This window comes from Flavobacterium sp., assembly GCF_040382755.1.
Lineage (GTDB): Bacteria > Bacteroidota > Bacteroidia > Flavobacteriales > Flavobacteriaceae > Flavobacterium.
In genome coordinates this window covers 1-10,760 of the sequence record NZ_JBEIET010000067.1, presented here as the reverse complement: position 1 = coordinate 10,760, position 10,760 = coordinate 1, and the positions used below count along the sequence as shown (strand labels likewise).

The window sequence follows — 10,760 nt, the reverse complement described above, 5'->3', positions numbered from 1 at the left end:
TGTATCTGTTGAAACAGTTGCTCCAGTTCCAACGTTAATTGGTAAGCATTGTGAAGGATATCTTAAATACATATACATCATCATTCTTGCTACATCACCTTTCCACTCATTTCCAGGATACCAACCGCCTGTTACAGTTCCAGAATTACCAGAACCAGCAGCGAATTTTAAATTTCCTCTGTCTCCATTTCTATCTACATCGCAAGATCTTAAATGATGTGCATCTTCTCCGGCATCACTATCAGCAGAAGATAGTGCACCATCAACTAAAGCTGGTGTTCCTAATGATTTAGCGTAAACATGTTCACGGTTCCATTCACAAGAATTTCCACCACCATTACTCATAGTATTTCTTTCTCTATGGTCATTATCATTCGAAATAGAAGCAGGGCATGTTGAACTACTAAAACCATATAACAATAAAACATTGTTTGAGTTTGTAGGATTTAAATCTGTAGCCTGAGTGGCATTCCAATCTTGAGAATAAGTTAGAAAATTAGTGTGAGTGGTTGTGATTTTTGTCGCTAAAGCATTTTTTAAATTCATACCTGTTAGCGTCCAATTCATTCCATTATAATAAGGACTTGCAGGTATACCAGCTTGACCAAAGCCAAATTGTGTAATTAAAAGTAGTAATAGTAGGTTTATTTTCATAATTTAGGGGGATTAATTATTTCTTGTTAATAAAGCCATATAAAATCCGTCATAGCCAGATTCGTGAGCTAAAACTTTTTTATCTTGTACAAATGTAAAATTCTTACCTATTTCGGTTGTTAAGAATTTTTTCACTTGTTCTTGGTTTTCAGATGGTAACACACTACAGGTAGCATATACTAATTTTCCTCCAGGTTTTACAATAGGAGCGTAGCTTTCTAAAACTTCTGCTTGAACTTTACGAATGTTGTCTATAAATTCAGGCTTTAATTTCCATTTCGCATCTGGATTTCTTTTTAATACGCCTAAGCCGCTGCAAGGCGCATCAATAAGTACCCTATCGGCTTGACCGTGAAGTTTTTTTATCACTTTAGTGGTATCAATCACACGATATTCAATATTATGAATTCCATTTCGTTTGGCACGAATTTTTAATTGTTTTAGTTTACTTTCATACAAATCCATAGCAATAATTTGCCCTTTGTTTTGCATTAAACAAGCCATATGTAATGTTTTTCCACCTGCACCTGCACAAGTATCAACTACTCGCATTCCAGGTTGAATGTCTAACATATGTGCCACCATTTGAGAAGAAGCATCTTGTACTTCGAACAAACCATTTTTAAAAATGTCGGTCATAAATACGTTGGCTCTTTCCTCTAATTCTAAAGCTTCAGGATAATCAGGAAGTACATTTGTATGAATATCTAATTGAAGTAATTCTTGTTTTAAAGCTTCTTTAGTTGTTTTGATGGTATTGGTACGTAAAATAACTTTTGCAGGTTCATTTTGAGCGGTAATTTCTTTAGACCAAATTGTTTCGCCTAATTCCTTTACACCAATTTCATCCATCCAATCTGGAATAGATTCTTTGAACTTTCTATCTTTTGATAATTCATCAAATTTTCCTTTAATTCTTCTTACTGGTGTTCCTTCAAAATATTTCCAATCTGGTAATGTGTATCCTTTTAAAGTTGCCCAAACCGCAAACATTCTCCAAATACTATCTCTGTCAAATGGTTCTTTTTTAATTTCAGCTATTTCAGCATAAAGTCGTTTCCACCTAACAATATCATAAATGGTTTCTGCTACGAATTTTCTATCGCTGCTTCCCCATCTTTTATCTAGTTTCAAAGCCCTAGCTACGACTTTATCGGCATATTCGCCTTCGTTAAAAATTGCCATTAAGGCGTCAATTACTGCAAAACTTATGTTTCTGTGAAATCTCATGTATTATATATAAAAATGCCTGCAAAGATAACAATTAAAAACAAAAAAGCGTTGATTCACGCTATAAATAGCTCGTTTTAAACTAATAAAATTCTAAAAATATAGATATTTAAAGGCCGTCATTTTTTGAATAATTGTATATTCGCCTAAAATAAGTAGTTTATGAAATATTTATCCTTGTTTGTGTTTTTTGTTTTTTTATCCTGTAAATCAACATTTAAAGTTTTAGAAAGAAAAGATATTCTGTTAGATTCTCTTTCTATTCGAGCTATTTATCCAACTATTAACGGAGTTTGGTTTGGAGGTACAAATAGTAAAGCAGGATTTATAAGTTTCCAAAACGAAGCAGAAACTAAAATCGTAAAATTACAGAAAGAAATTACAGATTTTAGAAGTATGGCCTATACGAATAGTAACATATATGTTTTAAATACAGGAAGTCCAGCAAATATTTACGCATTAAATACTTTTGGATATAGTGCTGCTTCCAATTTAATTTATTCTGAAACTGGAGAAAAAGTATTTTATGATAGTATGTTTATAGATGCGAAAACAGGATTAGGAATAGTTATTGGAGATCCAACAGAAGATTGTTTATCTGTGCTTTTAACAGAAAATTCAGGGAAAACTTGGCAGAAAATTTCCTGTAATTTATTACCAAAAACAGTTGAAGGTGAGGCGGCTTTTGCGGCAAGCGATACGAATGTAAAAATTGTTGATGGCGTTATTTATATTATTTCGGGAGGTAAAAAATCCAGGTTATTTACAAGTGTAGACAAAGGCAGTACTTGGCAGGTTTTTGACACGCCAATTATTCAAGGTGAAGCGATGACAGGTGCTTTTTCTATGGATTTTTACAACAAAAGAAAAGGAATTATTGTGGGTGGAAATTACGAAAATCAGAAAGATAATTCAATCAATAAAGCGATAACTAAAGACGGTGGTAAAACTTGGAAAATTGTATCAAAAGATAAAGCTTTTGGATATGCATCTTGTGTGCAATTCAAACCGAATAGTCGTGGTAAAGTAGTATATACTTGTGGCACATCAGGTGTTTATTATTCTACTAATTTTGGAGAAAATTGGACAAAAATATTAAATGATACCGATTTTTATACGCTACGTTTCAGTGGAAAAAACAACATTTATTTAGCTGGAAAAAACAAAGTAACTAAAATAAAAATAAGCCATTAGAAATGGCTTATTAATAATCTATTTATCGTCTTGGAGGTGGTGGTGGGTGATTGCCCTTACGTCCTTTTAGTTTTTCTAAAATTTTTCTATGAAATTCGTGCTCTAAACGCTCAAGTGCTACAACTTTTTCAGCAGTTATAATTGGAATTAATTCTGCACGCATTTTCTTTTTCAACAGCATTACCTCAGATTCAATAGCTTCAGCCTCTTCTATTTTTTTTAATGCTTCTTCATCCGTACCATTTTTTTTATCAACTCGAAGTTTCATTTGCGCTTCTTTTAAAGCCATTATTTTGTCGTCATATTTATTATAAACAGGCCAAAATTTTTCTGCTACTTCTGAAGTAAGCGCCAATTTTTGAGAAATGAAAGCGATTTTTAATGATTTAATTTTATCCTTTTTTTCTTGTAGCATTTCTTTTCTATTGGCAAGTATTTCTTCTCTTTTTTCAATTAATTGTGCTCTACGTTTTTCTATTTCTGCTTTTTTTTCAATTAATTGCGCTCTACGTTTTTCTATTTCTGCTTTTTTTTGCTCTGAATTTTCTTGTGCTTGATTGTTCAAACTAAAAATAAATGCAAGTAGTATTACTAATTTTTTCATTTCATTTTTTATTTAATTAATATTATTTAAATTATTGTAAATCAGTTCGTTTTCTAATTCTATTATTTCTTTATCATCTAACATAGAACCTACTTCGTATACACTTAATTCGTTGGAGTGTAATTCTAAATAACTCATTTCAGCCAATTCGGTATTTTTTACCTCATTTGAAGTGTAAAGTAATGGAGAAGTTATAGATAGCAATAAAACAGCCGCTATTCCGCTAACTTTATAAAATGTTGATTTTAAATTAATTATTTTTGATTGATTTGATTGAATTGTTTTTAAAACTACAGCTTCATTTGTTTCAAAATAATCTTCAGGCACAATAAAACCTGTAGATTTAGGAAGCGATTGCGTAATTACTTCACCATTTATTTTTTCGAATAGTTCATTTGAAAATGTTTCGAAATAATTAGATGGAATAGTAAATCCGTTTGTAATTTTATTATTTTCTAATTCTGTTTTCATTATATATTTAGACTACTTTTATTATAAATGGTTTAATTGTTTTTTAAATATTCTTCAATTTTTTTTACTGCATGATGATAGTTGGCTTTTAAACCGCCAACAGAGGTGTCTAAAATTTCACTTATGTTTTCATATTTCATTTCTTCAAAATACTTCATTTTAAAAACCAATTGTTGTTTTTCAGGCAAAGTAGCAATAGCTTTTTGAAGTTTTATTTGAATTTCATTTCCTTCAAAATATACATCTGATTCTAAATTTAATATTGCCTTTTGCTGTAATTCAATATTTGAAATTCCTTGCTTTTTTGCTCGTTGCTCAATAAAAGTAAGCGATTCGTTTGTGGCAATTCGATACATCCAAGAATATAATTTGCTTTCACCTTTAAAATTACCAATATTTGAAAACACTTTTATGAACGTATTTTGAAGCACATCATCTGCATCATCGTGATTTAAAACGATATTACGAATATGATAATATAAAGGTTTTTGATAGCATTGCACCAATTCTTTAAACGCTTCGTTTTGCGTTTTGGTTTGAATTAATCGTGCTATAAAATTTTTTTCGTCTTGCAATGGAATCGAATTTAATATTTGACTAAAGTTACACAAAAAGGTTTAATTACCATTTAATTTTTTAATTTCGCAAGAAAACAAAAAAGATGTTACAAACAGTGATTTTTGATATGGATGGTGTAATTGTAGATACAGAGCCCGTACACAATTATGCGTATTATCAACATTTTAAAGAATTAGGAATTGAGGTTTCTGCAGAAATGTATGCTTCTTTTACTGGGAATTCTACTAAAAATGTGTTTCAAAAAATTAAAGATCATTTTGGTGTAGCTGAAGATATTCCCACTTTAGTTGAAAAAAAACGAAGTTTATTTAATAATGCTTTCGACACCAAAGCAGACTTGTTTTTATTAGAAGGCGTGGAAGAATTAATAAAACAATTACATCAAAATGGCATTCAATTAATTTTAGCATCTTCTTCGTCTAAAGTAACTATAAATCGTGTTTTTAACCGTTTTAACTTGCATACTTATTTTTCATATATTGTTTCTGGTGAAGATTTTCCTCAATCGAAACCCAATCCAGCAATTTTTTTAGAAGCCATAAGGTTATCAAAATCTAACAAAGAAAATTGTATTGTTATTGAAGACAGTACCAACGGAATAAAAGCTGCCCACGCAGCTGGAATTTTTTGTGTAGGTTATAAAAGTGTAAATTCCAAAAAACAAGATTACAGTTTGGCAAATTTAGTTATAGATCGATTTGAAGAATTAGATTTCAATACTATTTTGAAATAAATTATCCAACGGCTTCCTTATACACACGTAAGCATTTTTCTCTTGCTTCTTTATGCTCAACAATTGGATTTGGATATTGTAATGTTTCCAATTCTGGAACCCATTTTTTGATGTATTTTAGTTCTTTATCAAATTTTTTAATTTGCTCTGTAGGATTGAATATTCTAAAATACGGTGCGGCATCAACTCCTGAACCTGCTGCCCATTGCCAATTTCCAACATTACTGGCTTGTTCATAATCTAATAACTTTGAAGCAAAATAGGTTTCACCCCAACGCCAATCTATTAATAAATGTTTGCATAAAAAACTGGCTACCACCATTCGTACGCGATTATGCATATGTCCGGTAGTATTCAATTCTCTCATACCAGCATCTACCATTGGATAACCGGTTTGTCCATCACACCACTTTTTAAATAATTTTTCATCATTTACCCATTTTATTTCATCATATTTAGGTTTGAAACTTTTGGTTTGAGTATGAGGAAAATGCCATAAAATTTGCATAAAAAATTCGCGCCAAATTAATTCTTTTAAAAAAGTCTCATTTTCAAATTTTAAAGCGTGTTGTACTAATTTTCGAATACTAATTGTCCCAAATCTTAAATGAATGCCGACTAATGAAGTTCCGTTTTTTAAAGCTGGAAAATTTCTTGTAGCTTCATATTCAGAAATTAATTTTTCAGAAATTGTATACTCAGGAAGTGCAATTTTAGTTGTCTCAAAACCAATATCTGCTAAAGATAAAAAAGGGTAGGAATGTAATGCTATATTATTTAGTAACTTATCTGAAGGATAATTTACAAGTTTAATTTCTTTTAATTTTGCTTTCCACTTATTTGAAAACGGGGTATACACTACATATGGTAAACCATCCTCTTTAGTAATTTCAGACTTTTCAAAAATTACTTGATCTTTACAGGTTTTAAAATCAATTTTATTTTCTTTGAATACTTCATTTAATGCAACGTCTCTTTTTCTGGCATACGGCTCATAATCGTGATTGGTATAGACCGATTTTATTTGGTTATCTATAATAAGTTTTTCAAATACATCAATTGGTTTTCCATAAAAAACGGCAAGTGACTTGTTAATTTTTCCAAGTTCAATATTTATTTTTTCCAGCTGATTATGAATGAATGTTACACGCGCGTCATTTTTTTCAAGATGTTGCAAAATGGTTTCGTCAAAAATAAAAATAGGCAATACCGTTTCATTGTCTTGTAAAGCATAAAACAAAGCTGTATTGTCTTCTAAACGTAAATCTCTTCTAAACCAAAAAAGTGTCATATTATTTAAATTCTCCAAAAAGTTCAATTAATTTTTTTCTTCTGTATTCAAAAATCTCATCTAATTTTGGTTTTACAATAAAAGGATGTAACAATTGGCCTAAAATTCCCATTGGAACTTTATAATCGATAATGTCTTCCATTTCCACACCACCAGGAATTTCTTTAATAAAATGCTTATGATGCCATAATGCGTAAGGTCCAAATCGTTGCTCATCTACAAAATATTCTCCTTCAACTACGTGTGTAATTTCGGTAACCCAAGTGGTTTTAATTCCTAACAAAGGCGTAACAATATATTGGATAATTTGACCAGCAAACATAGGTCTATCTGCACCGCTCAAAATATCAAAACTCATATATTCTGGTGTAATTGCTTTTAAATTCTTTGGGCTTGATAAAAATTCCCAAGCTTCTTTTTTAGAAATTGGTAAATTTTGTTTTGATGCTAATGTATATATTTTCATTTCAATAAATTTAATACTGCAAATATACATTTGTTTAATCTTATAATTGAAATATTAAACAAAATATTTAGATTTATTATTTCATTAACTTTGAAAGACAAAATAAAATAGTATTTTAGCAAAAAAAATATAAAGTTATGAAAAAATATATCTTATTTAGTTTATTCCTTATTTCAGGAGTAATAAGTGCACAGATTGCAACACCACAAGCAAGTCCGGTATCTAAGGTTGACCAAACTGTTGGTTTGACACAAATTAGTGTGGAATATCACAGACCAAGTGCAAAAGGAAGAGCGGTTTATGGAGAATTAGTTCCTTACGGGAAAAATTGGAGAACAGGTGCAAACGAAAATACAACTGTTACTTTTTCGCAAGATGTTACAATTAATGGTAAGTCTTTATCGAAAGGAACATATGCGTTATTTACTACGCCAAAAGCAGATTCTTGGGATATTATATTTTACAAAGACACCGATAATTGGGGTTTACCAGAAGAATGGATGGATGATAAAGTTGCGTTAAAAACATCAGCGAAGCCAGAAAGTTTAAACCGACTTGTAGAAACATTTACTATTTCATTTAATAATGTAACAACAGATGCTGCTAATTTAGAATTGTCTTGGGAAAAAACTTTGGTATCAGTAAAAATTGAGGTACCTACTCAAAAAACCGTTTTAAAATCTATTGATGACATTATGAATGGTCCTTCTGCAAAAGACTATTATGCAAGTGCACAATATTATTATCAATCAAATACTGATTTAAATAAAGCGTTACTTTGGATGAATCAAGCTATTTCTTTATCAGGTGAGAAAGTTCCGTTTTGGTATTACAGATTAAAATCGTTAATTCAATTTAAATTAGGCGATAAAAAAGGAGCTATTGAAACTGCGAAATTATCATTAGCAGGTGCTACAGCAGAAAAAAACGAAGATTACATTAAACAAAATAAAGACAGTATTGAATTGTGGTCTAAATAATTCCACATTACTTAAGCATAAAAAAGCCATTCAATTTGAATGGCTTTTTTTTATATGGTTTTTAGACTTTCAATTAAAAGATCAATTTCTTCTTTTGTGTTATAATGACTAAATGATATTCGCAAAGAAGGCTTTTTAATATCATCTGAAGATAAAAATTCAGCCAAAACGTGTGAGGGTTTTACGCTACCGCTCTGACAAGCACTTCCTCTGGAAACCGCAATGCCTTTCATATCTAAATTAAATAAAATTAGCGCCGTTTTTTCTTCTGAAAAAGGTAATAATACGTTTAAAATATTATAAAATGTATTTTCTCCATTAATTATGATTCCTTCAAAATTAGATTGTAATTCAGAAATACAATATGATTTTAAATCTGAAATTGATTTGGTTTCTTCAGTCATATATTCGTTTGCCAACTCAAATGCTTTTGCCAAACCCGCAATTTGATGTACCGCTTCAGTACCAGCACGTAATCCTTTTTCTTGCTCACCGCCATAAAACATTGGTTGCATAGATTGGTTTTTTCTAATAAAAGTAAAACCAATTCCTTTTGGTCCGTGAAATTTATGTGCGCTTGCTACTAAAAAATCTAAAGGCATCTTTTGTAAATCAATGGCAACTTTACCAATAGATTGAACCGTATCACAATGAAATATAGCTTTGTATTTTTGACAAATAGACGAAACAGTATCAATATTTAATTGTGTTCCAATTTCGTTATTAACGTGCATTAAGGTTACTAAAGTTGGAATTTCTTCGTTTAACTTGCGTTCAAAATCAAACAAATCTAAATTTCCATTTGGTAATACTTTAATATATTCTACTTCAATACCAAATTCTTTTTGTAAATTCAAAACGGTATATAATGTGGCGTGATGTTCAATTTTGCTGGTAATAATTTTTTTGATACCATTATTTTTAACCATTTCTCTTAAAATCCAATTTGTAGCTTCTGTAGCACTTGAAGTAAAAATAATTTCTTGAGCTGAACAGTTTAAATATTTTGCAATTGTTTTTCTTGAGGTTTCAATTATTGATTTCGCACTTCTACCAAAACTATGCGTAGAAGATGGGTTTCCAAAATCGTTTTGTAAAACATCCATCATCGTTTGAATTACTTCAGGACGTAAAGGAGTAGTGGCGGCGTTATCTAAATAAATATTCTTCATTACATTAATTTTGTTTGATGTATACTTCCATAGCACCTAATCCGTATTTTCCATAATTGGCTTCTTGAATTACTATGTTTTCGTATCGTCTTAATAAATATTCTAACTCACTTTTTAAAACACCATCACCAACTCCGTGGATTAAAACTACACGATTGTATCGTTTAGAAATTGCAAAATCCATAGCACGTTTGGCTTCTTCAAGTTGAATGTTTAATTTATCGAAGTTAGTTAAATTTTGGTTTTTTCCTGTAATTATTTTTTCTAAATGCAAATCTACTTCAAAAACCATTGAATCTTTTTTGCTCAATTTGGTTAAAACCGAACCTGGTTTTTTAGGAATTTCTTTTTCGGCTAATACCTTAGAAAGATTGCCTTCAAAATTAATTTTAGGTGCATCACTTGCAATTTTAATAACTTCTTTTTGATTATAAATAAGTTCAAAACCGTCTTTAGTTTCAATAACAATTGAATTATCCGTTTGAAATCGTAAAATCACACCTTCTAAATTATCATCTAAAACCTGAACAACATCACCAATTTTCATTGCACTTTCCATAAAATAGTATATTTTTACAAAAGTAAAATAATAACTTTAAAAATCATTTAATTTTGAAAATAGTTGTCATAGATAATTACGATAGTTTTACCTACAATTTAGTCCACTATTTGGAAGATTTAGGTGCAATGGTTACTGTTTTTAGAAATGATGAGTTTGAATTAAAAGAGTTAGAAGTTTTTGATAAAATAGTTTTGTCGCCAGGCCCAGGAATTCCAAGCGAGGCAGGTTTGTTAAAAGAAGTCATACAAACGTATGCCAAAACAAAAAGCATATTAGGAATTTGTTTGGGTCTACAGGCAATTGGTGAAGTTTTCGGTGGTACGTTAATTAATTTAGAAAAGGTGTATCACGGCGTGGCTTCAAAAATTACTATTATTGAAAACGATATTATTTTTACTAATTTACCAAATGAAATTGAAGTAGGTCGATATCATTCTTGGGTAATTTCAAATGACAATTTCCCGCAAAATTTGATTATAACTTCAGTTGACGAAAACAAACAAATTATGTCAGTAAAACATAGCGTTTACGATGTTCGAGGCGTGCAATTTCATCCAGAAAGTATCTTGACTCCTGATGGAAAAAAGATATTAGAAAATTGGTTGAATAATTAATTATCGAGTAAAAACCAATTTATTTCCTTCTGACAAATTAGCATCAAATGCATACCCTTCATAATTGAAACCTTTTAAATCATCAACAGTTTCTGCATTCGTATCTATAATGTATCGTACCATTAAACCTCTGGCTTTTTTTGCAAAAAACGAAATCATCTTCAATTTTCCGTCTTTATAATCTTTAAATTCTGGAGTGATTACAGCAAC

Annotated in this window: 14 protein-coding genes; 4 read left to right on the top strand and 10 right to left on the bottom strand. The window is 30.3% G+C overall.

Going from position 1 to position 10,760, the window contains the following annotated elements:
- Both ABWO04_RS07380 and ABWO04_RS07375 read right to left on the bottom strand, forming a co-directional pair.
- Positions 1-654, bottom strand: a 654-nt coding sequence (locus tag ABWO04_RS07380) for an endonuclease (protein ID WP_353078711.1), incomplete at its 3' end; no start/stop codon positions are given.
- A gap of 12 nt (positions 655-666) precedes the next feature.
- Positions 667-1,884 carry an RsmB/NOP family class I SAM-dependent RNA methyltransferase gene (locus ABWO04_RS07375; RefSeq protein ID WP_353078710.1) on the bottom strand — a complete coding sequence of 406 codons (1,218 nt, stop codon included), beginning with the start codon at positions 1,882-1,884 and terminating at the stop codon, positions 667-669.
- A 162-nt stretch (positions 1,885-2,046) separates the two neighbouring features.
- On the opposite strand from ABWO04_RS07375, the gene ABWO04_RS07370 reads away from it, so the two are divergent.
- The gene (locus ABWO04_RS07370; protein WP_353078708.1) at positions 2,047-3,078 is read left to right on the top strand and encodes a WD40/YVTN/BNR-like repeat-containing protein; all 1,032 of its coding nucleotides are present in this window, start codon (positions 2,047-2,049) and stop codon (positions 3,076-3,078) included.
- 22 nt (positions 3,079-3,100) lie between these two features.
- Here ABWO04_RS07370 and ABWO04_RS07365 read toward each other — a convergent pair whose 3' ends face one another.
- The 3 genes from ABWO04_RS07365 to ABWO04_RS07355 are packed head-to-tail and all read right to left on the bottom strand — an operon-like array spanning position 3,101 to position 4,728.
- On the bottom strand, positions 3,101-3,682 hold the full coding sequence (locus ABWO04_RS07365; RefSeq protein ID WP_353078706.1) for an Atg14 domain-containing protein: 582 nt from the start codon (positions 3,680-3,682) through the stop codon (positions 3,101-3,103).
- 12 nt (positions 3,683-3,694) lie between these two features.
- Positions 3,695-4,153, bottom strand: a complete 459-nt coding sequence (locus tag ABWO04_RS07360) for a hypothetical protein (protein ID WP_353078704.1) — start codon at positions 4,151-4,153, stop codon at positions 3,695-3,697.
- A gap of 32 nt (positions 4,154-4,185) precedes the next feature.
- Positions 4,186-4,728, bottom strand: a complete 543-nt coding sequence (locus ABWO04_RS07355; protein ID WP_353078702.1) for an RNA polymerase sigma factor — start codon at positions 4,726-4,728, stop codon at positions 4,186-4,188.
- 86 nt (positions 4,729-4,814) lie between these two features.
- Between ABWO04_RS07355 and ABWO04_RS07350 the strand changes: the two genes are divergently transcribed.
- The gene (locus ABWO04_RS07350; RefSeq protein ID WP_353078700.1) at positions 4,815-5,465 is read left to right on the top strand and encodes an HAD family hydrolase; all 651 of its coding nucleotides are present in this window, start codon (positions 4,815-4,817) and stop codon (positions 5,463-5,465) included.
- A 1-nt stretch (position 5,466) separates the two neighbouring features.
- Here ABWO04_RS07350 and ABWO04_RS07345 read toward each other — a convergent pair whose 3' ends face one another.
- Positions 5,467-6,756 carry a cryptochrome/photolyase family protein gene (locus tag ABWO04_RS07345; RefSeq protein WP_353078699.1) on the bottom strand — a complete coding sequence of 430 codons (1,290 nt, stop codon included), beginning with the start codon at positions 6,754-6,756 and terminating at the stop codon, positions 5,467-5,469.
- A gap of 1 nt (position 6,757) precedes the next feature.
- Positions 6,758-7,222 carry an SRPBCC family protein gene (locus ABWO04_RS07340; RefSeq protein WP_353078697.1) on the bottom strand — a complete coding sequence of 155 codons (465 nt, stop codon included), beginning with the start codon at positions 7,220-7,222 and terminating at the stop codon, positions 6,758-6,760.
- A gap of 137 nt (positions 7,223-7,359) precedes the next feature.
- Between ABWO04_RS07340 and ABWO04_RS07335 the strand changes: the two genes are divergently transcribed.
- On the top strand, positions 7,360-8,202 hold the full coding sequence (locus ABWO04_RS07335; RefSeq protein ID WP_353078695.1) for a DUF2911 domain-containing protein: 843 nt from the start codon (positions 7,360-7,362) through the stop codon (positions 8,200-8,202).
- A 50-nt stretch (positions 8,203-8,252) separates the two neighbouring features.
- On the opposite strand, the gene ABWO04_RS07330 is transcribed toward ABWO04_RS07335, so the two are convergent.
- A complete protein-coding gene (locus ABWO04_RS07330) occupies positions 8,253-9,374 on the bottom strand; it encodes a cysteine desulfurase family protein (protein ID WP_353078693.1) in 1,122 nt (373 codons plus the stop codon).
- 4 nt (positions 9,375-9,378) lie between these two features.
- Positions 9,379-9,933, bottom strand: coding sequence for a DUF8465 domain-containing protein (locus ABWO04_RS07325; protein WP_353078691.1), 555 nt, complete (start codon positions 9,931-9,933; stop codon positions 9,379-9,381).
- 50 nt (positions 9,934-9,983) lie between these two features.
- On the opposite strand from ABWO04_RS07325, the gene ABWO04_RS07320 reads away from it, so the two are divergent.
- Positions 9,984-10,550 (top strand): anthranilate synthase component II, encoded by a 567-nt coding sequence (locus tag ABWO04_RS07320; RefSeq protein WP_353078713.1) that lies wholly within the window; start codon positions 9,984-9,986, stop codon positions 10,548-10,550.
- Here ABWO04_RS07320 and yaaA read toward each other — a convergent pair.
- Positions 10,551-10,760: peroxide stress protein YaaA (gene yaaA / locus ABWO04_RS07315; protein WP_353078689.1), on the bottom strand; the 210-nt coding region annotated here is incomplete at its 5' end.